The sequence below is a fragment of the Nostoc sp. UIC 10890 genome, assembly GCF_054786515.1.
Map to the genome: position 1 here is coordinate 6,550,147 of NZ_JBSGKF010000001.1, position 23,280 is coordinate 6,573,426.

20 protein-coding genes are annotated in these 23,280 nt (G+C 42.7%); 8 read left to right on the forward strand and 12 right to left on the reverse strand.

Annotated features, from left to right (window positions below):
* Window positions 1–35: 35 nt before the first annotated feature.
* Window positions 36–3,281 (reverse strand): ATP-binding protein, encoded by a 3,246-nt coding sequence (locus ACWATR_RS27035; protein WP_460340703.1) that lies wholly within the window; start codon window positions 3,279–3,281, stop codon window positions 36–38.
* 660 nt (window positions 3,282–3,941) lie between these two features.
* Here ACWATR_RS27035 and ACWATR_RS27040 point away from each other — a divergent pair.
* The 6 genes from ACWATR_RS27040 to ACWATR_RS27065 all read left to right on the forward strand — a co-directional run bounded on the left by ACWATR_RS27040 (window position 3,942) and on the right by ACWATR_RS27065 (window position 11,298).
* Window positions 3,942–4,523: a KaiA family protein gene (locus ACWATR_RS27040; RefSeq protein WP_460339057.1), complete on the forward strand. Its 582-nt coding sequence runs from the start codon at window positions 3,942–3,944 to the stop codon at window positions 4,521–4,523.
* Window positions 4,524–4,627: 104 nt separating this feature from the next.
* Window positions 4,628–4,942 carry a circadian clock protein KaiB gene (gene kaiB, locus ACWATR_RS27045; RefSeq protein ID WP_460339059.1) on the forward strand — a complete coding sequence of 105 codons (315 nt, stop codon included), beginning with the start codon at window positions 4,628–4,630 and terminating at the stop codon, window positions 4,940–4,942.
* Window positions 4,943–5,005: 63 nt separating this feature from the next.
* Window positions 5,006–6,568: a circadian clock protein KaiC gene (gene kaiC / locus ACWATR_RS27050; protein ID WP_460339061.1), complete on the forward strand. Its 1,563-nt coding sequence runs from the start codon at window positions 5,006–5,008 to the stop codon at window positions 6,566–6,568.
* Window positions 6,569–6,671: 103 nt separating this feature from the next.
* The gene (locus tag ACWATR_RS27055) at window positions 6,672–8,864 is read left to right on the forward strand and encodes a TolC family protein (RefSeq protein ID WP_460339063.1); all 2,193 of its coding nucleotides are present in this window, start codon (window positions 6,672–6,674) and stop codon (window positions 8,862–8,864) included.
* A gap of 248 nt (window positions 8,865–9,112) precedes the next feature.
* Window positions 9,113–9,490 carry a hypothetical protein gene (locus ACWATR_RS27060; protein WP_069069129.1) on the forward strand — a complete coding sequence of 126 codons (378 nt, stop codon included), beginning with the start codon at window positions 9,113–9,115 and terminating at the stop codon, window positions 9,488–9,490.
* Between the two features lie 116 nt (window positions 9,491–9,606).
* A complete protein-coding gene (locus ACWATR_RS27065; protein ID WP_460339065.1) occupies window positions 9,607–11,298 on the forward strand; it encodes an NAD-binding protein in 1,692 nt (563 codons plus the stop codon).
* A 74-nt stretch (window positions 11,299–11,372) separates the two neighbouring features.
* Here the strand turns inward: ACWATR_RS27065 and ACWATR_RS27070 are convergent, their stop codons facing one another.
* Window positions 11,373–12,338: a DNA-methyltransferase gene (locus ACWATR_RS27070; RefSeq protein WP_460339067.1), complete on the reverse strand. Its 966-nt coding sequence runs from the start codon at window positions 12,336–12,338 to the stop codon at window positions 11,373–11,375.
* A 35-nt stretch (window positions 12,339–12,373) separates the two neighbouring features.
* Between ACWATR_RS27070 and ACWATR_RS27075 the strand changes: the two genes are divergently transcribed.
* The gene (locus ACWATR_RS27075; RefSeq protein WP_460339069.1) at window positions 12,374–12,529 is read left to right on the forward strand and encodes a hypothetical protein; all 156 of its coding nucleotides are present in this window, start codon (window positions 12,374–12,376) and stop codon (window positions 12,527–12,529) included.
* Between the two features lie 95 nt (window positions 12,530–12,624).
* Here the strand turns inward: ACWATR_RS27075 and ACWATR_RS27080 are convergent, their stop codons facing one another.
* A complete protein-coding gene (locus ACWATR_RS27080) occupies window positions 12,625–13,212 on the reverse strand; it encodes a Uma2 family endonuclease (protein WP_460339071.1) in 588 nt (195 codons plus the stop codon).
* A 122-nt stretch (window positions 13,213–13,334) separates the two neighbouring features.
* Between ACWATR_RS27080 and ACWATR_RS27085 the strand changes: the two genes are divergently transcribed.
* Complete coding sequence (locus tag ACWATR_RS27085) at window positions 13,335–13,493, forward strand: DUF29 family protein (protein ID WP_460339073.1); 159 nt, start codon at window positions 13,335–13,337, stop codon at window positions 13,491–13,493.
* Between the two features lie 24 nt (window positions 13,494–13,517).
* Here ACWATR_RS27085 and ACWATR_RS27090 read toward each other — a convergent pair whose 3' ends face one another.
* From ACWATR_RS27090 to ACWATR_RS27130, 9 genes are all read right to left on the reverse strand, one after another.
* A complete protein-coding gene (locus tag ACWATR_RS27090) occupies window positions 13,518–13,760 on the reverse strand; it encodes a YgiT-type zinc finger protein (RefSeq protein ID WP_460339075.1) in 243 nt (80 codons plus the stop codon).
* A gap of 54 nt (window positions 13,761–13,814) precedes the next feature.
* A complete protein-coding gene (locus ACWATR_RS27095) occupies window positions 13,815–14,162 on the reverse strand; it encodes a type II toxin-antitoxin system RelE family toxin (protein ID WP_292748401.1) in 348 nt (115 codons plus the stop codon).
* The gene (locus tag ACWATR_RS27100; RefSeq protein WP_460339078.1) at window positions 14,134–14,397 is read right to left on the reverse strand and encodes a type II toxin-antitoxin system Phd/YefM family antitoxin; all 264 of its coding nucleotides are present in this window, start codon (window positions 14,395–14,397) and stop codon (window positions 14,134–14,136) included. Before ACWATR_RS27100 ends, ACWATR_RS27095 begins: the two co-directional genes overlap by 29 nt.
* A 125-nt stretch (window positions 14,398–14,522) precedes the next feature.
* A complete protein-coding gene (locus ACWATR_RS27105) occupies window positions 14,523–14,780 on the reverse strand; it encodes a hypothetical protein (RefSeq protein WP_460339080.1) in 258 nt (85 codons plus the stop codon).
* A gap of 80 nt (window positions 14,781–14,860) precedes the next feature.
* On the reverse strand, window positions 14,861–15,376 hold the full coding sequence (locus ACWATR_RS27110; RefSeq protein ID WP_460339082.1) for a YfbM family protein: 516 nt from the start codon (window positions 15,374–15,376) through the stop codon (window positions 14,861–14,863).
* A gap of 125 nt (window positions 15,377–15,501) precedes the next feature.
* Window positions 15,502–17,292 carry a translational GTPase TypA gene (typA, locus tag ACWATR_RS27115; protein WP_460339084.1) on the reverse strand — a complete coding sequence of 597 codons (1,791 nt, stop codon included), beginning with the start codon at window positions 17,290–17,292 and terminating at the stop codon, window positions 15,502–15,504.
* Window positions 17,293–17,342: 50 nt separating this feature from the next.
* Window positions 17,343–17,546 (reverse strand): hypothetical protein, encoded by a 204-nt coding sequence (locus ACWATR_RS27120; RefSeq protein WP_460339086.1) that lies wholly within the window; start codon window positions 17,544–17,546, stop codon window positions 17,343–17,345.
* Window positions 17,547–17,736: 190 nt separating this feature from the next.
* Window positions 17,737–17,964: a hypothetical protein gene (locus tag ACWATR_RS27125; RefSeq protein WP_460339088.1), complete on the reverse strand. Its 228-nt coding sequence runs from the start codon at window positions 17,962–17,964 to the stop codon at window positions 17,737–17,739.
* Window positions 17,965–18,042: 78 nt separating this feature from the next.
* Window positions 18,043–23,079: a CHAT domain-containing protein gene (locus tag ACWATR_RS27130; protein ID WP_460339090.1), complete on the reverse strand. Its 5,037-nt coding sequence runs from the start codon at window positions 23,077–23,079 to the stop codon at window positions 18,043–18,045.
* Between the last annotated feature and the right edge of the window lie 201 nt (window positions 23,080–23,280).

Sequence of the window (23,280 nt, forward strand, 5' to 3'; positions counted from 1 at the left end):
TAACTAATGACTAATGACTAATGACCAATGACCAATTAACATTTGCCATTGTAACCATTGACAGCTAAAGCTTGATTGATCTGATTTAATAGGTCTTCCATTGAGATTGATCGCGGTAATATTTGGGTAGCGATCGCACCAACAACAGTTTCTATAGATTCCAAACCATTCTTCTTCTGCTTGTCAATAGCCTTATAAGCTACCCCAGGCTGTAAACTTGTTTCTGGGCTATTTAATCGCTGATTAAGTACTAAAATTGGTGGTAACTTTAAAGGCGAATCTCCCAATGTTTTCAGTGCTTTAAGCACGTCTTTGTGGATAGCGGATTCTCCTAAACAAATTAGCAGTAAGTCAACGCTTTGGTGGCGAATTTGTTGTAACACTTCTGCCCAACAGGGACTCATCGCCGCTTTGAAGCCTGCTGTTTGGAGGTACTGAATTAAAGCTTGGAACCATTCAGACCCCCGTTCCGCAGTTTCACTACTAATTGAGCAATTTTTTTCTGTCCGATAACCCTTTGCTGGCTTACGTCTTACCTGTGGAAAATCACGCAGCATTGTCAAATCCACTACCAAGATGTTAGGAGGGCAGCAAATACCAGAAGCAATTTGCAGTACTGATAGTAAGGCATCGGTTTTCTCGGTGCGACTGCTGTTGTCTTTAGTAAATGGTGTTAAGTAAGGAAATACAGATAGCCCTGGGATTTTAGAAGCTATTAAGGTAGTTGCAACATCGCAAGTAACCAGTGGTATAGCCGCCAAACGCGAGTGCTGAATTAGTTGTTGCAGATAAATTTGGGCGGTGGTACTTTCGACATCTAGCAAAATGACATCAAATTGCCATACCCGCGCCAAAAGTTCTGCCTGATCTAGGTCATCTACTTCAATCACCCGGTGTTCTCGAAGTGAGGGGTGGGGATTGACTGATTCCAACTGGGGATTCACCAACCTGAGAATTCGCAATGGGGTTTTAGTTGGGATACTTACGCTGTTGTTTAACCCTTGCTGTGGAACTGCTTGTACACTACATAATTTTTCTAGGACTGGTGTCAAAACCTGATGCTCTACTGGCAAGCTTAAGAAACCATCGGCTCGATTAGCAAATGCTTGCTCCTTTTCGGCTCCCGTCGCGGTCACAATTACAGATATATGACGGGTTGCAGTGTCAGATTTCAGTAAAGTCAGCACATCCCAGCCTGATAGCAGGGGTAGCAACGGATTTAAAAATATCGCTATTGGTTGCAAGCGCCGAGCTTTTTCAACTGCTTCTGTCCCCGATCGCGCAATCACTACCCGATATCCTAAACCTTTGAGTTGTTCGGTCAAGTCTTCAATATATCGGGCTACTGCCTCGACTACCAAGACCAACCGTTGCGAACTAGCGGGATGATGCTGTGTGGACGTACTAACTTGCTGACGAGCTGGTGCGGGGATTTCTCGTATCTGTTGATATCGTGTTTCTTCGTCTTCTCCGATTCCCATATCTGGTTCAGAAAAGCCTGTTTTTGGCGGACTGGGCGGTAGAAGTAGTGTAAACTGGCTACCTTTTCCTTCACGCGACAAGAAACTGACATCTCCTCCGTGGAGACGAGCCAAGGCGCGAGTTAATACCAGCCCCAAACCAGTGCCTTCAAATTGGCGGGTGAGGGGATTTTCTAGTTGTTGGAATTTTTGAAAGATTAAGTGTTGCTGGTGTTCAGGAATACCAATGCCTGTATCCCAAACCGTAAAGGCAATCCATCCTTCCCAACGACTCACCCGCAGCCCAATTTCGCCAGAGATTTCGGTGAATTTAAAGGCGTTGGAAAGCAAGTGTACTAGCATCTGACGTAAACGCAACTCATCCGCCACCATCTGATCTAAGCCTAGTTCAATGGAAAGGCAGAATTGGGGAGCAGATGAACGAGCATTTGGAGGTGGCGAGGCCGATGTAGCTTTGGTAGTTTGAGTGTGGATGGCTTTGGCTTCCGATAGGGCGCGATCGCACACAGCCCGAATTTTCACTGGCGTCAGCGTCAAATCCATTTGTCCCGTTTCCATGCGGGTTAAATCCAAAATGTCATTAACCACACTCATCAGATGCCGTCCACTTTGATGAATCAGTCCCGCATAACGGGCTTGACGTTCGTTGAGTTCTCCCAACTGCTGATCCACAAGCAAGCGCGATAATCCTAAAACAGCAGTTAGGGGAGTCTTAAGTTCATGACTAATACAAGCTAAAAACTCATCCTTCAACCGATTTAGTTGAATTAAATCGGCATTCTTCGCTGCTAATTCTTTGCAAAGCTGCTGCTGTTCAGTGACATCAGTAGCTAAGACCAACCAAAAATCAGTGCTGAGTGCAACCTCCTCTTCAGCACTCATGACTTTAAACTCAGGACTATCTAAGGGAATTTTGGCAAACTGCCAAATTCGCTCCTGACCGTTTTGCACTTCGACAACGCAGGTACAAGTACCCACTTGACTATCTAAATAGCACCGACTGTATACAGCATCAGGTGAGGCTTCTTGCTGCGTCAGTTCTTGTTCATCACCATACTCATTTTCCCTACCATTGGGATGAACCTTAACTGCTCGTTGGGTGACATATTCTGATTTTTCGGAGGAGTTAGGCACAAGTATTGCCTCCACCTGTTGCCTAACTCCTTCTGGATCTTTCAAGGTTCCTAATTGCTGCCACCAAGCGGGATTTCGTGCTATCACCTCGCCATTACCCGTTTGCAACATCAAAGGCCAAGGCAGTCTTTCCAACAACTGTACCAATGGCTGATGTCCCAAGGACTTGGGTTCATTTGGCGTCTGCCTACCAGCATCATAAGACGACCTCTGGGCGGCTGAACTTTGTAACCCAGCCATGCGTTCCTGAGCCAGCGATCGCAACAGACGTGAACTATCTAGCAGCCCCAAATATCGACCCTCAGAGTCAATCAGCGCCCAATCTAAGTTCTGGTGTTTTTCGGTTTGTGGATCACACAAATGCAAGCTTAATTGCTCTACACGCTCAGAAGCTGATATTGTCTGTATTGGCTCAATTAGACCTTGACCCCAGGTAGAGAGCGATTGGTTTAAATTTAGATTTTTATCGTCACGATGTGTTAATAATTTTGGGATTAAACGGGCAGAATACAGCAATCCTATCGGGCATTGCTGTTGATTCACTACTACCAAGCGATCGCACTGCTCTTGCTCAAAAATCTCCAACACCACTGCCAGAGAACTTGTTTGAGGGCAGCTAGGTACGGTTGCCTGAAAGTCATAAAGCGGGTAATCTAGCATTAACATAGGGCTTTGGGGGTCATTCTTCCTGTGGAACCCTCCGGCATTTCCATCTGCCAACTGTTGATGGTCTTTTCGCCTGAAGTCATATCCTCTAAGAAGACTCATATAAGCAACTCTGGTTATTTCAACGCCATTAAAACAACGGTATCTCCCCTCACGGACACTTGCTTGCGGACGAGTGCATTTTTTTAAGAGACCACGTTTCTCATTTTTAGCAACTAGCCTCCCCAGTGTCTTACTGGTGTTTAAACTCCTCATCGATAGCGACAGCTAAAACAATTATGGCCCCAAAGATTCGCTTTAGAACCTTGAGGAATTATAATGATTTAGAATGCGACAATCCTTTAAGTTCGTTTAAGTATCTTATCAAGGAGCAAAATAAAAAAATCTATCTATCTATATACATAGATATGCAAATAATAAATTAGCTACTGTTTCTTGCTATGCTCACAGATCCCTCATCATCAAATACCTACTAAGTCTTACTACTCAGTTGCTGCACTCTTGTTGTTGAGTGGCTAGCACTATCTGCTAACACAGAGCGTTATTTTGGGGTGGGATCACCAGTTCATTGCACACCCAGTATTCCTCTAGAAGCGTTAGCCAAACTTATCAGCACACGTTTCTTGGTCAGGGAGATCAAGGAGATATATTCAAGAGTAAATGTTATTACCGATATTGATTCTGCCACCTGATGTTAACAAATGTTTAGATAATCCAGTTGACTTAGCCAGCCAAAAAGGTTTTAGCACGTGGGTGTGGAATTTGATTGACGCGATTATTGCCCAATTTTCCTACCTACCTGTTGCTGCAACTACCATTGGAAAAATCAACTATTTACCAAATTGGCCGCAACAAAATCCAAGGAAGCCATACACTAGCAAATACATCTATGTATTTGCCAGTCAGATGCAAAAAAGCCAGCAGCATTTTCAGGAGATGACTCCAGCCGAAAGGCAAGGATTATTAAGACAGCTTAAATTAGATTACAGTCTGATCCTTATAGATTATTTTACCACAGACAAAACACTCAAAGAAAAAATTGATAAATTTATCAATACTATATTTTATGCTAATATTCCTGTGCCCCAAATCATCGAAATTCACATGGAGGTAATTGAAGAATTTTCTAACCAGCTAAAATTAGAAGGAAGGAGCAATGAAACCTTACTTGATTACCGCTTAACCTTGATAGACATCCTGGCTCACCTTTGCGAAGTCTATAGGAGTTCTATTCCTAAATAAATTAAAATTATCTATGTTTACCTTGGAAAAAGCTACTGTTGTTAGTTACTCCCAAATCGCGTTTGCATATTGTATTTCTATTATGATGACTAGCCATTAAGTATATGATTAAAGCCAGAAAAACCTATGTTCTTAAGCTTTACGTAGCAGGGAACACCCCTAATTCAGTCAGAGCATTAAAAACACTCAAAGATATTTTAGAACAGGAGTTTGAAGGTGTTTATGCTTTAAAAGTAATCGATGTGCTAAAAAGCCCCCAACTGGCGGAAGAAGATAAAATATTGGCGACGCCAACATTATCTAAAATTTTACCTCCACCTGTTCGCAAAATTATCGGCGATCTTTCAGATAGAGAAAGAGTATTAATTGGATTAGATTTACTCTATGAAGAACTGAGTGAAGAAGATTTTGAAGATTAAGATTTTAATCATAAATAATTAGTAATAAAAAAACAGGTTTTAAAACCAATTTCTTATTAAGCAATGAGTGAAAACGAGCAAGTAGAACCAAAGCAAACACCGAAAATTGGGGGTGTAGAAAAAATTCGGACGATGATCGAGGGGTTTGACGATATTAGTCATGGTGGTTTACCAATTGGTAGAACTACCTTGATTAGTGGCACATCCGGCACAGGCAAAACTTTATTCTCTCTTCAGTTTCTCTATAACGGGATCACCTACTTTGATGAACCAGGTGTATTTGTAACCTTTGAGGAATCACCGAGTGATATTATTAAAAATGCCAATATTTTTGGTTGGAACTTGCCGCGCTTAATCGAAGAAGGCAAGTTGTTTATTCTGGATGCATCTCCCGATCCGGAAGGTCAAGATATAGTTGGGAACTTTGACCTTTCTGCACTCATTGAACGCCTGCAATATGCCATCCGTAAATACAAAGCTAAACGAGTTTCAATCGACTCAATAACAGCGGTATTTCAGCAGTATGAAGCGATGGGAGTAGTGCGACGCGAGATTTTTCGCCTGGTAGCACGTCTCAAACTGCTGAGTGTCACCACTGTAATTACCACTGAACGTAGTGAAGAATATGGGCCCGTTGCCTCTTTCGGAGTAGAAGAATTTGTTTCCGATAATGTAGTAATTGTTCGCAATGTTTTAGAAGGAGAACGCCGCCGTCGCACAATTGAAATTCTCAAATTGCGCGGCACAACTCACATGAAAGGCGAGTATCCCTTCACAATTACTAATGAAGGAGTTAACATCTTCCCACTGGGAGCAATGCGCTTAACTCAACGATCTTCTAATATCAGAGTATCTTCTGGTGTCAAAACTTTAGATCAAATGTGCGGTGGTGGTTTCTTTAAAGATTCGATTATTTTAGCAACCGGAGCTACAGGTACTGGCAAAACCTTGTTAGTCAGTAAGTTTATTCAAGATGGCTGCCTAAATGGAGAACAGGCAATATTATTTGCTTATGAAGAATCACGCGCCCAATTATCTCGTAATGCTTCCTCTTGGGGAATTGATTTTGAAGAATTAGAAGATCAAGGTTTACTCAAAATAATCTGTACTTATCCCGAATCAACTGGTTTAGAAGACCACTTACAAATTATTAAATCAGAAATTGCTGTTTTCAAACCAGCTCGGATCGCCATTGATTCCCTTTCGGCACTAGCTAGAGGAGTGAGCAATAATGCATTTCGGCAGTTTGTAATTGGTGTAACAGGTTATGCTAAACAAGAAGAAATTACTGGTTTCTTTACTAACACAACTGACCAATTTCTGGGAGCGCATTCGATTACTGATTCTCATATCTCTACGATCACCGACACAATTCTAATGTTACAGTACGTAGAAATTCGTGGAGAAATGTCGCGGGCAATTAACGTATTTAAAATGAGAGGTTCGTGGCACGATAAGGGTATTCGTGAGTATAATATCACTGCTGACGGGCCCGATATTAAAGATTCTTTCCGAAACTACGAACGGATTATCAGCGGTGCTCCTACTCGCGTTAGTATCGATGAAAAGGCGGAACTTTCTCGCATTGTTAGACGTTTTGAAGACAAACAGAGTTCCGAACCCTAAATTTAGTATCGTAGTATATTCTTTCCTAAGTTTAGTATCGTGCTATATTCTGTGGTGAAGAAAGGTTTTCTGCCGCTAGATTGATTTTCGTGTGAGGGATGCGGTGAAAGGACAGCAATTATTTTTTTATAGCTTCTTACCTGGTGTAACGGCAGCGGTCTTAACAACTCAGCCTGCTTGGGCTGGTACTGCAAAACTAACTGGGTCACAACTGGCGTCTTCTCCTAGTGTTTTGACTTCTACTTATGGTCAAGACTTGGTTGTGGACACCATGAATACACAACTCCCTAAGGGTGCAGATGTTAGTGTTCCGACCCTAGTACCTACTTTTGGTTTCACTAAACTCAGTCTGAAACCTTTAAGTAATAACAGTATTCCAGTATTCGCGACTGAAAATACTGTTGTGCCAATAAAACAAGTACTTAAGAAAGATGAAGGTAGATTTTTCAGTTTGACACCTACCTCTAATTCTTCCCAACAGCTTGATGTCAGCCGTTTTGCTCAAAATAACAAAAAACAGAGTAATTCCAGCGTATCTGGGCAGAAATTAAAGAAGATAGTAGTTCCTAACTACACTTCAAAACCCTCTTCTGTCCAAAAAGAAATTTTGTCCCTGTCTTCTGCACAGCAGCCAGTGGCTCAAAAGGTAAATACTGTTACTGAATTACAGACATTTTTACAAACTTCAGCTACAGGTGTGGGTTCAGCAAAACTGTTGTCAGCCCAAAGATGTCCACAGGAGTTAGGCAAAAGCAAAAGGGATTCCTTGGCTGCTTTGCTAACGGCCTCAAGCACCTGCTTACAACAAAATGCAATTGGCCGCCTCGCTCAGAGCAATACCCCAATTCCGGCAGATTCAACGCCAACTCCCACTGCGCCGGAAACTGTAATTCCTGCACCAGGGGATTCAGTGCAACCTACCACTGAGCCGAGAACCGTAACTCCTGTGCAGTCAGGTTCGGTGCAAATTCCTGATAACCTGATTCCTAACTCAAATCCTTTGCAATTTCCCACCAAACCGGAGGAAGTGAGACTTCAGGAAAATCAGCCGATTACTTTGGCACAGGCTTTGGAGTTAGCACGGCGTAACAATCGGGATTTACAGGTGACTATATTGGAGCTAGAACGCAATCGATCTGCTCTAAAAGAGGCGCAAGCCGCTTTGTTGCCGACTCTTGATGTTAGTACGGATATTACTCGCAGTCAGTCTGCTGGTAGTCAGCTCTCGTCGGAACTGCAAGAACAACAGACGGGTATAGCATCTCCAGATGAAGCTGGTACATCTTTTTCCGGTCAAGCTCAACTTTCATATAACATCTACACTTCTGGGAGAGTGCGAGCTAGTGTCAGAGCGGCTGAAGAACAGGTACGTTTCAGCGAATTGGCTGTAGAAACTCAGTCTGAGATAATCCGTTTGAATGTTGCCACTGACTACTACAATCTGCAACAAGCGGATGAACAAGTACGCATTGCCCAGTCGGCTGTGCAAAACTCCGAGGCTAGTTTGCGCGATGCAGAAGCTTTAGAGCGAGCTGGGGTTGGTACACGGTTCGATGTGTTGCGATCGCAGGTGAATTTAGCAAATGCCCAACAAGATTTGACTAATGCTAGATCCCAGCAGACAATTTCCCGTCGTCAATTAGCAACTCGGATAAGTTTGCCGCAAGCGGTAAATATCAGTGCTGCTGACCCTGTACAATTAGCTGGTCTTTGGAACCCGTCGCTAGAACAAAGTATTGTGCTGGCTTTTCAAAATCGCCCCGAACTGCAACAGCAGTTGGCACAACGCAATATCAGTGAGCAACAGCGTCGGCAGGCCCTTGGGGAAATAGGCCCTCAAGTGAGTTTGGTAGCCAGCTATAACCTGCTAGATCAGTTCGATGATGGTGTCAGCGTTACTGACGGTTATTCATTGGGAGTTAGAGCAAGCCTAAATTTGTATGATGGAGGAGCAGCAAGAGCAAGGGCGGCTCAATCAAAAGTTAATATTGCGATCGCAGAAACTCAATTTGCTGAACAGCGTAACCAAATTCGCTTTCAGGTAGAACAAGCCTATTCTACCCAGCAATCTAGCTTGGAGAATGTTCAAACCGCTAATACCGCTTTAGAACAAGCTAGAGAAGCTCTACGTTTAGCGCGTTTGCGATTCCAAGCTGGTGTAGGCACTCAAACTGATGTCATTAACTCTGAAAACGACCTCACAAGAGCTGAAGGTAATCGAGTCACAGCAATTTTGGATTACAACCGCGCTTTAGCTCAGTTACAAAGGTCTGTTACCCTCAGAGCACTACGCTAGTATTGCTTGACTTATAGCAGTTTTCTTGTGCATAAAGTACAAAGTTACGGGTTTTGAGGCAGAAGGTAGAAACTCTTTATATCTGATGCTTGAATCCTGCATTTTGTACTTCAGTTACTTGCAAACTGCTGTATCTTCCAATTAAAAATTCTAAAAGCCTCATCTTTCGATGAGGCTTTTTGGTAACAAGAATTTTGTGAAATGATGTAGCATAACTGAGTGTTCATCGCTCGCCTTGTCAAAGACTCATGACTAAAGTAACATCTCAAGAAATTGCACAGTTTCGCTCTCAATTGGCAGATGATCCCAGCGATATGGAAGCGCTGGATTTGATTGAAGACTGTGATGGAGATTTAGAAGATGCGGCGATGACGCTAGCTATTCGAGCAGGACAACAACCAGAAAGAGCAAATGCCGAGTGGTTAGATGCTTTGGCTAGAAAATGGCGTGCGGTCATTTGCGAACAAGAATATCGGGAAGATTTGCTGAATACTTCACCTCAAAAAATGATGGAACGTCTAAAAGCAATGCCGACGTTTCCGAAGATTTTGGCAACGCCAGTTTTGATTTATGTTCTCAAGCAAGGCGTGAACAATTTTTGTGAGCCACTAGATTCGCTAAAGTGATCAGCCTATATTGCAACAATCGTGTTGTCAGCTACAGTTATCTTCCCAGAAGGTGGGCAACAATATTGATAAATAACTAGAAATGCAGCCCTACCTGTAAAAGATGCTGCCGTTTCATGAAACCCCGAATTATTGTTTGTGGCTTAGGACGTACCGGATATAAAACCTTTCGTTTGCTGAGACACCAGGGAGCCTTCGTTGTTGGCATTCATCACCAATCTGTCCCCGGCGAAACAGCAGGAGATGTGATTGTTGGCGATTTACAAGCAGCTTCTACCCTAACAGCAGCAGGAGTTCAACAGGCGCACACTTTAGTCATCGCTGGATCTAAAGATGCTCTGAATTTGTCTATTATGATGCAAGCGCGGGTGCTGAATCCCCAGATTCGGATTATCAACCGTTTTTATAATACAAATTTGGGGGAGCGCCTAGATCAAAGTTTGCCAGACCATTTGAGTATGAGTGTTGTTGGATTAGCAGCACCCGTATTCACCTTTGCAGCACTGGGAAACCGAGCGATCGGACAAATCAAATTATTTCAGCAAACTTGGCCGATTCATGAAGAATACATTGATGAAAAGCACTTCTGGAAGGGTCGAAAGCTGAGTGAATTGTGGGAAGACCGATCGCGGATGCTGATTTATTACTTGCCAGTAAAAGGTGAGATAGATTTGGTGTCAGCTGTCATATCTGGACAAGAGATAAAAGTAGGCGATCGCTTAATTGTTGGCACTCAACCCCGCATCCGTTCCCCACGGAGATCATTAATTAGAAAACTGCTGAAAGTCCTGACTAATTTTAGGCAGTTTCAGCAACACGGGCGATCGGTTGTGGTGGGTGCTATTGTCCTATTGGCGGTTATTCTGATTGCTACACTCACCTATATGTCGGCTGAGTTGAGTTTGTCTCCTGTCGATGCTCTATATTTTTCTGTAGGCATGATTACTGGAGCAGGTGGGAATGACAAAGTAGTAGAAAATGCTCCTAACAGTATTAAGTTATTTACCGTTGTGATGATGCTGGTTGGAGCAGTGGTGATTGGTATTTGGTATGCCATGCTCACCGATTTTGTCTTGGGAAGCCGCTTTAAGCAATTTTGGGATGCAGCCCGAATTCCCCAGCGATATCACTACATTGTCTGTGGCTTGAGTGGTATTGGAGTGAGAATTGTCCAGCAACTCCACGCCAGCGGACATGAAGTTGTAGTAGTTGAACCCGACTCCAACAACAAATATATCAACACCGCCCGCGAACTCGGTATCCCCGTCATTCAAGGCGATGCCAGCTTCCGTACAATACTCAAAGCCAGCAATATAGAATCTGCCGCCGCAGTCCTTGCTGTTACTAGCAATGATGCGACCAATCTGGAAATTGCCCTCAAAGCCAAAGGTTTGACACCCAGCATTCCGGTGATTGTTCATTACGCCGATCCTGATTTTGCTGGCATAGCGCAACAGCTATTTGGCTTCGAGGCCGTACTTAGTCCGGCTGAACTAGCCGCCCCAGCCTTTGCCGCCGCTGCACTAGGAGGACGCATCCTTGGCAATGGCATCACAGCGGATAGTCTTTGGGTAGCTTTTGCAACTGTGATTACACCTTCACACGCCTTTTGTGGTCAATGGGTGAAAGATGTAGCTATGTCTGCTGACTGTGTACCTTTATATGTAGAAACAAATCACCAAACTCTTCACGGCTGGGATTTGCTAGAAACTAACCTCAGCGCTGGTGATGTTTTATATATGACAATGCCAGCGACACGCCTATATCAATTGTGGCGGGATGAGCAAGTTCATGAAGCACATGCTTAAGGCGATCGCAGACAATAGTAATACCATTTCATTGAGTGTCAAATTTAAACCTTCATTTACCAAATATTTTAGGCTCATCGGATAGACTCTCTTCGTTCTGCATTTTTACGATCAAAGGCTATCCATTCTTCCTTTGTCATCCGACGGACATTTTCTAATCGTTTAGTTGCCCAACAGTTATACTCAATATTTAAATCGCATCCCATCCAACGACGGTTAAGTTGCTCTGCAACTACAAGAGTTGTTCCTGAACCTGAAAATGGGTCAATGACCAAATCTCCTTCGTTGGATGATGCAAGAACAAATTTTCTCAATAATTCTTCTGGCTTTTGAGTTGGATGGGGTGTTGTCTCACCCATTCCATTACAAGTAGTAGGAATTTCTATTACGTCTTTAGGTTTTGCACCTTTTGGGTTAGGTGTCCAGTTATTGTGTTTTTTGATTGCTCCCTTTCCGTAGGCGCTTGTCTCTGCTTGCGGGTGAGATGGATATTTTAATGTATGTGCCCCATAAGGAATTCGCACATCATCAATACTTACTTTAACTGCATCAGATTTCCGAAAATGAATGATGCTTTCATGAGAACGTCCCCAATCACTACCCAAGTTAGCCTTGTTTTTATAGTGCCAAATTAACCAACGACAATTTTTAAAATATTTTGATGCTGGATGCTTTAAATCAGCCAAGATTTCGGAAAAACCACAAATATAAAAAGAGCCAGTTGGCTTTAGGATACGTGAAGCTTGACTAATCCATTGAATTGACCACTCAATATATTTCTCTTGATTTTCAAAGTTGTCCCAGTCAGCTTTCTTAATGTTATAAGGTGGATCAGCAAAAACTAGATCAACGCTTTCATTATCAAGCGATGCAAGCCAATCAATTGAATTACCTTGATAAAGTTGTCCATGAGGATGTGTGTATTGCAGTTGAAATCCTTGGGTTAAAGGTTGCAACTCTTGTTCACTGACTTGTTGCTTTGCGACTCTAACATCTAGGGAAATTTCTGCTATGTTCAACGCACTATTAGAACTGACCATTGTCGTTCATTCTCCGCTACTTACACAAACATCCGGTGTCAAATTATCTTACAGAAGATGCCGTGATCCAGTACCTTTGTGGCAAGATAAAATGCATTTGCGCCGCTTACCGTAAGTATCGCTTTTTATCAGAATATCTGCTGGCTGGCAGATCGCGCTTGGCTTGCAACGTTATGGAATTGATGTCATAACAACTGATGATGTGGAATTACATATAATGTTATGTGTTTGGCGTTTTCAGCAAGTTTGACTACATCTTGTGAGTTTCTGCATAAATCCAGTGATGTCAAATTTTTCGCTGTAACCAAGCAAAAATTTCATCAACAGAAAGCGTCAAATTTAAATCTTCTAACACTGGTAATATATCTTGTCCTGCTAACAAATCTGGTAAAGAATTAGGTTGATAAACTAAAATACAGCGTTCACTTGGATCAATCAACCATCCTAGCTGACTGCCATTTCTCAAACAGTGTAAAATATTGCCAGTTACTTTCGTTTGACTTTGAGCAGGGGAAAGAATTTCGATGATCCAAGGGGGTGCAAAATCAATCCCGCTGCTAATAATATCACCACTCTCATCCAGTGGTATTTGATTGGTAGAGATCACAACCACATCAGGAACTACTGAACGATTACCGTAGGTACAGCGTAATTCAGGAAAGGCTTCGTAGTTACTGCCCAACGCATCAATTACTGCAACTAAACGTTTTTGCAATAAACTGTGTTTAGCCCCTCCCATAGGTTTCTGAATTGCCTCTCCGTTAATATATTCCCAAGCTGGTGACTCTTCAATGTATGGAAGTTTTAAAAATTCTTCTAGAGTCGTGCTTTCTGGAACTGTAATTTTTCCTTGAGTCAACCCAATATTTTTCATAATGTAGAGTCACTTAGGAATTATTGCACAACTTAAAAATTTATCTGTATTTTGGTGGTTTGCATCTATAAATTTATAATTGTATATGATTAGATTATGGAATGTAGATAGAAGGTAAAAATATGACAATTACTACCAACTTAAAGCAACTCTATGAAACCGATGATAATTTATGGTTAGAAAAAACTATTGAATTATTAAAACAAAAACAGTTTAACCAACTTGATTTACATCTTCCATTTCTTTTCAACTTCCTTGTTCATACTTTGCCAACAACTTGAGGAGCTAGCGTTACGCGGCGTTGATTATGCTGATTCTAGATGAGTGACGCGAATTTGTTCGGTTCTTTCGGGGGGTTTGGCTCCAGTTGCAACAGCATGAACCGCATGAAGAATATCGGCAGAATAGCACCGATTCCCACAGTTATCACAAACACCAATTGTCACATCTTCGAGGATGACAAATCCATCTCTATGTTTAAATGCCTCGCGCTTGACAATTCGAGGTTGAACAGTTCCTTCGCAATACTCGCATCTATATCCATACATACGGCTAGCCTTAAGCTTCAGTGACTTCACAAACAGTGACAATCAGATAAATTTTTATATTAATTTTTGCAATAGATTATAAATATCCCCTTTATCACCTTCTTTTCGTAAGCCTACACCAACAACCAATACTACCACTTTATCAATTTCTACTTTGTAAAGTATACGATAGCGCTGACCAACAGCCCTAACACTACGATAATTGATAAGCTTTCCAGTTAAAGGTTTTCCCTGTTTTTCTGGATCTGTTTTTAACTTATCAATACGTGAACTTAAAACTTTCTGGTGACGTTTATCTTTAATATTTTCTAACATCTCTAATGCTAGAGGTGTTAACTGAATTTCAAATTCAATATTATCAGACTGTGGTATATCAGAGTCCGAGTTTGAGTTTGGCATCATTCCAACTAATAGTTTCTCCTCTCTCCCCTTGAGCTATACTTTCTTGTAGTGCTTGGGTAAATTCTTTATCAGATAAAATTGCCAGTGTTTCTAGTAAAGATTCGTATTTCTCAAAACTAATTGCTGCTATTACTGGTTTACCATGTTTGGTAATAATTATTGGATCTTCTTTTAAATCGTCTGGTAAATCTAGAAGTTGCTCTTGTGCTTCTGTAATTGTTAGGTATTTTAGCATAATATAGTTGATAAATAATAATTAACTACCATTATATCACTTGCTTAAAAAACCAACCTAAACCTAGTCCGATTTTCTAGAAAAATGTCCTTACACTCTTTCACGATTACTTAGATGATAATTATTTACCTGAAATATATCAGTCTTATCTGAGTTTTATCGAGGGTGAGAATTTGACGATACCCTGTCTTTTCAGCCGTCAAAACCAATGTAGCATCTGCTAAATCCATTGGGCGATCGCGGTATTGTTCCATTAGCGCCAACAAACGAGCAATTTTAACTTGATGTTTGTGGATCACAAAATCAATGAAATCGGTCACTTCTTGCAGGAGTGGTTCAGAAAGTTGCTGCAATTTTGCGATCGCAGTTTCACGAATAGTCATGATAATTGCCTTTTTCAGTCCTCTTCATTTTTCTCAAAAATTTGACTAAATGTACGGCAAGGGCGATCATTTGAAGGTAGCTAGGACGTAATATAAATTAACATTGCCTTGTTTTGAAATGCAGCCTTTTGATAAAAACTAACAACTGCTGGATAACAACACAAAATGTAATCAAGCCCACTATCGCCATCTCGCTCCCAGATACCGATTGGATAAACTTCTTGTTGATCCATATCACGTGGTGAATATCGGGCTGCTAGAATTTCATGCGAAGTTTCAGATAGTGCTTGGGCGACTTGACAAACCTCATTAGGTAAAAGATACCGAATTCCAATCCAACCAAAGAAGATTGGTTCTTCATCGCCACCGATGGAGTGATTTCCAAACATACACCAAGATAAAGGAGGTGTCCCGCCATGAGGACTACCTGTTAATAAAAAGTGTAATCCTTGCCATTTCTTCTCAATTTCTAAGTAATCACCTGATGTATCAAGTTGTCCGTCAAGAGATAACAATGCTGAAATTTCTTCTGTGGTAGAGCAGGCGAGAAACTTATCCAATTCTTCAGAGGTAACAGCTTTGAAATTCCCATACATTCCCATAACTTCACTCTTTGGATACTAGCAATTAAGCTTGACTAATTAACTTAAAAAAGCTGTAACTAACAAAATAAAAAGCCCGCATGTGCGGGCTTTCTAAATCAATTAAGTTATTGCTTTACTTACCGTTTCGCCAACTTCTTCGACATCTTCCGCAGACGAATCGATTGGGGTGTAACTTCCACCAATTCATCGGGGCCAATGTATTCCAAAGCACGCTCTAGGCTCATGTCTATCGGTGCTTGCAGTTGCACTAGTTCATCGCCACCAGCCGCGCGGTGGTTGGTCAACTGCTTGGTCTTACAGATATTCAATTCCAAATCTTGGGAACGATTGTGTTCTCCCACAATCATACCTCTGTAAACCTTTGTGCCAGGAGTAATAAAGAATGCTCCTCTATCTTCGGCATTTCTCATGGCGTAGAAGGTAGAAACGCCTTCTTCAAAGGAGATTAAAACGCCTTTGTTACGGGCTTCAATGTCGCCACTAAGTTGACGGTAGTCTAAGAAACTGTGGTTCATGATGCCTTCGCCACGAGTCATCCGCATGAATTCACCCCGGAAACCAATCAATCCACGGGCGGGTATGACAAACTCTAGCTGAGTGCGATCGCCACTACCTGGTTGCATATCTTGCATTTCGCCTTTGCGTTGTCCCAGGCGTTCAATACAGCTACCCACAGCATCAGCAGGAATGTCTAACACCAAAAGTTCGTAAGGTTCGCAAGGTTGACCGTTGATTTCGCGGTAAATTACCTGTGGCTGAGATACCTGAAACTCGAAGCCTTCCCGACGCATGGTTTCGATTAAGATACCCAGGTGGAGTTCTCCACGACCGGAAACGAGGAATTTATCGGGAGAATCGGTTTCTTCGACCCGCAAAGCAACGTTGGTTTCGAGTTCGCGGAATAGGCGATCGCGTATTTGACGGGAAGTCACCAATTTACCTTCTTGACCAGCAAAGGGCGAATCATTTACCCAGAAGGCCATTTGCAAGGTTGGTTCATCCACTTTAATTAGTGGTAAAGCTTGCGGTTCATTGGGATCAGTAATCGTTTCCCCAATATAAGCATCAGCGAAACCAGCCACCGCGACGATATAACCTGCGGTTGCTTCTTCCATCTCTACGCGCTTCAGTCCGTCGAAGCCCATCAATTTGGTAATTTTCCCCTTGACTATAGTACCACTTTCTGTTACTAAAGCAGCTTGCTGTCCTGAGCGGATAGTACCGTTGTGAATTCTGCCAATGACAATCCGTCCCAGATATTCAGAATAATCTAGGGTTGTGACTTGCAATTGCAGAGGCTTATTGCTATCGCCTACTGGTGGTGGAACGTGTTGCAGAATCGCATTAAACAGGGGTTGCATATCTACCGATTCTGCTTCCAAGCTTTCCTTGGCGAAACCTGCCATACCGGAGGCAAACAGATAGGTAAAATCACACTGGTCTTCATCTGCCCCTAATTCCAAGAACAGATCCAATACTTTATCGACAGCAACGTGAGGGTCAGTTTTACCACGGTCGATTTTGTTGATGATAACAATGGGGCGTAGCCCTTTTTCCAAAGCTTTTTTCAGAACAAAGCGTGTTTGGGGCATGGGGCCTTCATTAGCATCGACAATTAGAAGACATCCGTCAACCATGCCGAGTACACGTTCAACTTCGCCACCAAAGTCAGCGTGTCCAGGAGTATCAACAATATTGATTAGCGTTTCTTTGTAGCGAACTGCTGTATTTTTGGACAGGATAGTAATACCCCGTTCCCGTTCTAGGGCGTTGGAGTCCATAACGCAATCCGGAACGTCTTCGCCTTCGCGGAAAATGCCGGATTGTTTGAGGAGTGCGTCAACCAGCGTGGTTTTGCCGTGGTCAACGTGGGCGATAATTGCGACGTTGCGAATTGGGAGCGTCATAGAAACTTTTGGTGAACTCTAGAGGGGGTTTTAAGATTTACATTTGAATGCTAGGCTGTTTTAACAGAACTGGGGATGATCAGCAAATTCTGTAAAGAACCTTTAACAATTCTAGCGTAATCGTCACAATTGCGGGGAGTTTTGTAAACCCCACAATGGAGAAGTGTGGTAATTACGGTGTTAGTGGGACAAAAAAAGCATCTGTTACAAACAGATGTTGTGTGAAGGGCGGTATTGCTTTTGTCATTGGTCATTGGTTATTGGTCATTGGTCATTGGTCATTGGTCATTGGTCATTGGTCATTGGTCATTGGTCATTAGTACATACCCCGTCTCTTGTGGGCGGAAAAACTTCGTCTTTCATCTGACTAATTCAAAGCACGTTCAAGAGTGGGCGTGGTTTCTCTTGGACAAATGACAAATGACAAATGACAAATGACTAAAATTAATCTTGCTTTAAACCACAGCCTAAACAACGCATACAAACAAAGAAAGCCGCTACAACTGAGATAATCTCAAATACCAATTGAAATGACAAGGGAGCTAGAGAAAATCCCCAAATTAGAGCAATTGTCCCAGTTAGCATCGCCGCAATGCGATGAATTTCGTCTTTACTTCTCCAAGCAAATAAAAAAATTCCTAAACCCAATAATAGTAAGACTAAACTACTCATAAAGATATTTATTACTTAGAAGCTAAAGGTCAATCGTCTAAAGCTACAATGCTGACAAAAATTGTTACTTTTCCCAGTTCACCAAGGATTACCAACCATTGTGAATCCAGCCCAATAATAAGGATGCATAAGTGATTGTTCAGCTTCATCAACACTGTCAGTTGGTAAAGGCAAGTTTCCGACTACTCCCAAACCTTGTAATTGACCATTCTTTACATAAATTTGCCCTTTGGCCATACCTACCTGAGCCTGTCTGAGAGCTTCTGCTTTAATTGGAGCCGTCTTCAAGTTCTCATAAAATTTTGTCATCAACGCTGCTGTACCAGCATCACTAACCGACCAAAGACTAGCAACAGTAGTTTTCACACCTGCTAGCACTGCTAAACCTGCAAATCCCAATTCGGATTCTTCATCTCCCAAGGCTGTTCTACAAGCACTCAGCACGAGCATTTCAACTTCGGGTTCATTCAAGCGCAACTGTCGTAATTGGTTTAAGCGTAACTTGTCTTCCCACAGTTGAATATAGGAATTACTCAAAGCGCCGGTAGCAAAATCGGCATGGGTTGCCATGTGAATAATCCCAAAAGGTTGTTGGCGGCGGATAGTTTTGAGATTTTCTAAGGTGGCTTGCTTGTCTAACAATAATTTGCCTTGCCAGAGTTTAGACACCAGTGTTGATAACTCAAGGGGAACTGCTGGTAAAGGCTCTTGTCCTTGAGTACTCTGAGAAACTCCCAATGCTAAAATTTGAGATTTTTTAATGTCTTTATAAAGGGTATTACTCAAACTAAGACTAGGCATCAAACCAATACTGTATTTTTCTACTAGAAACCCCTTACCATCATGAAGCGCTGCCATTGGGGTTGAACGTAACCCAATGTCTGGTAAAAAGACCAGATTGTTGATTTCTCTTGCCTGTAAATCTGCCTCTAGTGGTGCAATAATCCAGCGATAAAGTTGTTGAGATGAACGCAAATAACCAGTGCGGCGACGGTTTTGTGGACTAACTATTTGGTCACGAAATTCTTGAGCTACTTCTAAAACTTTGGCTCTGGTCGTTTCTGGGATGCGCTTGCGGATAGGATTACCTTTTCCTGTGACTACAACTATTTCTAGTTGGTCACTACCCTGTTCTGCTATGGTATTCAACTGTTTAGTAAATTTTTTAGCTTTCCCTAAATTTCTCTCTGGTAGAATCTCCACAGGGACAAAACTGGTGTAGATAAATGCAGGTTTAGCACCAGTAGCTTCTTCTATTTGGCGAGCAATTTCTTTGGCATCATCTAGTGTTTTGATTCTCGGAGTAGGGATGCCTAAATGATCGGCAAAATCATCTGTGAAATTGCCTTCGGGAGTGGGATCGGTATTCAGAACGGGGTTATCAATCTGAGGATTATTTGAACCAGGGTCAATTGGTTTACCTGGTGGATTGCACTGGAATGTGCAGGGGGAAGGAGTCGGAGTAAAAGTTGGGGTAGGAATTGGGGTAGGGATTTGGGTAGGAGGTATTTGGGTAGGAGGTATTTGGGTAGGAGGTATTTGGGTAGGAGGTATTTGACTGACGTTGATTCCTACCTGTACGGGTGCAGAAGAGGAAACGCTGTCATTTGCACTAATTACAAAGGCATTTAGTGACCCATTAGTATCTGCCGGAGGTGTGTACACCAAAGTGTCGTCGCTAGATAATGTAGTAATACCAGGGATGATGGGAAGACCATTGATAGTCAGATTTCCTGTATTCACCGCATCAACTTGGATTGAGGTGATGTCATTATTAGCATCGAGAACCAGTGCAGCCAAACTAGAGAAGGTTAAGGTAACAGGTTGATTGGTCTGGGTATTGGGTAGCGATGAGTTTGCCGTTAATGTCGGCGGGGTGTTGACGGAAGTAATGGTTATGCCTGTTGGAGTACCGCTAGCATCTCCGCCATTAGGCAATACTGGAAAGTTACCAGAAGTGATGATTAAACTCTCCCCTGCATTACCTTCCCCTGCATTAATTGTTCCCGCTGTGCCATTAACGCTTGCATCACCTACGATAAAATCCACATTGTTTGGGCCACCATCGTGTTGAATTCTGACAGTACCTCCTGCAAGAGGTTGAACGATAGTACCTTCTTGACCAGTAAAAAATCCACCAGTTGCGATCGCCTCACCTGTTCCTATTCCTTGAATCAGTCCGTTGGTTAGCACTTGCACATTGCCACCTTGAACTGTGTTTCCATCACCAAAATCGTCCGCTATGGTCTGAGTGTTGATGGTGGTAAAACGAATATTGCTGCCAGCAGTGTTGGTAGTCTGTAAAGTAACGTTGCCACCTGTAACACTTGCAGTACCATCGACTCCAATGGCGATCGCTGAAGCATTAATGACATCATTAACGGTGATATTATCTGTGGCAGTTAAAGTAACTGCGCCAGCCGCCCCGGTAAAATCGCCACCTCCGCCCTTGACTACAGACGAATTTATTGCCCCTGTGGTAATGCTGCCGCCTGTTGTTGTTGCTACTACATTGCCACCTCTACCTGTGGTAGTAGCATCATTGGAAGAGGAATTAATGCTACCCGTAGTAATATCACCACCCGCAGATAAGTTTACATCACCCCCAGACGCAGAGTAGCCTCCTCCACTACTAACAATGATGTCACCCGCAGCAATGCCGCCAGTTGCAGATAAATTGACATTGCCACCATTAACACCAGTAGTTGTATTTAAATTTCCTAATAATAAGCTGGCTCCCGAAATATTTATTGCTCCTCCAGTTGTGACAATTGTGTTGGTAGGATCAACAAAGTTTACAGAACCAGTTTGTGAAGAGAGGTTGAAGCTACCGCCATTTCCCAAGTTTAATGTAGCAACACCTGCGGCGCTAGTCACTCCAGGCGTCGCTCCGGTGATGTCATTGATTGTAATATTACCTGTGGCTTGTAAGTTGATATTTGTGCCTGAGGCTGCGATCGCACCCCATGAAACTGTATTCGCCCCAATATCTGCATTACCAAAGGCAATATTGCCAGCTGTGCCATCAAAATCACCCGCTCCACCATCGATAATAGTCAATGTACTTGGGTCTAGTAATAAAGTCCCAAAACTGCCATTGGCTGCTGAAGTATCTACCAAACCGTTGAAGGTTAAGAAATTTTTGCCCGATACTTCTACAAAACCACCATTGCCGACATTTGCTCCTCCACGAGCCGAAATGTTACCAAAATATTGAGTTGTATCGTTACCCCAAACAATTACCCGTCCGCCATTTCCATTCAAATTGCTATCGGCATTAATGACGGAGTTGGAATCAATATAAGTCTGATCTGCGTTGGGTAAAGTCCCCTTTCCTTGGAAATCCCCGCCAATTAGTACAGTACCGCCGCCGTTGGTTCCAGAGGCGTTTATATTGGCATTAACCACCGCGACTTTTTGACCCAAAGCCGTTACCGTACCGCCTGTTTGACTTGATACATTTACTCTGCCAGAAACAATCGTTGTACCTGGATCGGTGGGAATCGTGATGTTAGATCCTGTTAGTTGTACAGTCCCATCAGCATTGGCAGTTAAGCCGGTGTTCCCAACTGTGAGCAATTCGGGTATTGAGGCGATGGGAATTGTCCAGTTATTGGGTTGGTTGCTGCTAGAGGCTAGGGGCTGAATTTCCAGACTCAACAGATTTCCTGGCTGACTGAGACGCACCCAATTTTGTCCTGGTACGGATGTGATAGAAATCTGTCCTCCTGGTGCGGAAATTTGCCCAGTGTTTACCACCGTACCGCCTAATAGATTTAAATTCTGCCCAATACCTACTGCCAAATTTCCAGCATTTGCGATCGCCCCCGGTTGATTCATACTAAAGGCAAATCCGTTGGGATTTCCAACTAAAGCAGTGTAATCATTAATACCGATAGCGTTGAACCAACTGCTGCCAAAACCAATGCCGTTGGCTGTTGTCACCGTGAAAGCACCAGGCACATTTAAACTGGCGTTTGTTCCAAAAATAAATCCGGCTGGATTCATCAAGAAGAGGTTAGGATTGCCACCTGTTACCTGAATTAAGCCATTGATAACCGAGGCGTTCCCACCTGTAATTCGACCAAGAATATTTTGCAGCGCCGGACTAGCTTGGAAGTTGGCGATTTGTTCTGGTGAAATTCCAAATTGTTGAAAGCTGTGGAAGAGGTTAACACCATCAGGAGAAGTTGTACCACCGGTGATATCAAGGCGATTGCCATCAGGTGTAACAATTGTGTTTGTACCATCGACAGCAGGGACAATTTGTTGTGCTTGGACTAATCCAGGACTTATGGCACTCACCAGAGGCACAATAGCTAACACTGAAGCGGCGATGTTATGTAGTAGAGGTTTTTTGCGCCGTAATATGAAGCGACCTGCGGGCAATTCTACATCGATTTGTAACTTATCTGCTAATCCGCGCCGCCAAAGTGCTTGTGCGATCGCTCGCTTAGAAGAGAGGATTTGTTCTATTTTTCTAGTAACAGAGATGCTTTGAGAATGATTTCGGTAGAAATAAAGTGGCTCTTTGACTCGGCGTACTTGGGCTACTTCTGAAAGTCGCAGACATAGGTCATAATCATAGGCACAGCCTGAGAATGATTCGTTAACACCTCCTACCTGGTCGTAAACCGACCGCCGCATCAGACGGAAGTGAAACGTCATGAAGTTCACCAAAAGATTTTCTGGGGAGTAGGCAAGACTACAGCGATGACCGTAGTCGATGACAATGCCCTTTTCATCAATATTTAAGTAGTCGGTGTAAACAAATCCTGTTTCTGGATGGCAGTTCAAGACTGTAGCGGTTTGAGCAAGGGCGGTAGAGGCTAGGATATCATCACTGTCAAGTATACCGATGTAAGTGCCGCTAGTTTGGCTGATTGCTGCCTTACAAGCCGCAGCAACTCCTTGATGGTGTGCTTGGATTACCCGCACTCGTCCATCTTGTTGAGCATACGCGTGAGCGATCGCCACTGATCCATCTGTAGAGCCATCATCCCAAATTAGTAGCTCAAAATCTTGCCATGTCTGCGATAAGACACTGGCGATCGCTTCTTCAAGGTAAGCTTCCCGGTTGTAATTGACGATGACAATGGATATCAGTGGTGACATCGAAGTATTTCCAAGTTTTCTACCTATCACCACAATATAATGCTAAGGAGTATCACTGAGAAAAAATTGTTATTAATTATAGTTTTAGTTACAAATCTTTTGAAATCTGAATATCAAAAATATGATATTGAAATACTCATGCACCGATAGCATACTCAAAAACCAAAATCAGCCCAGTCCTTAGATAAGGTGCACCACTGA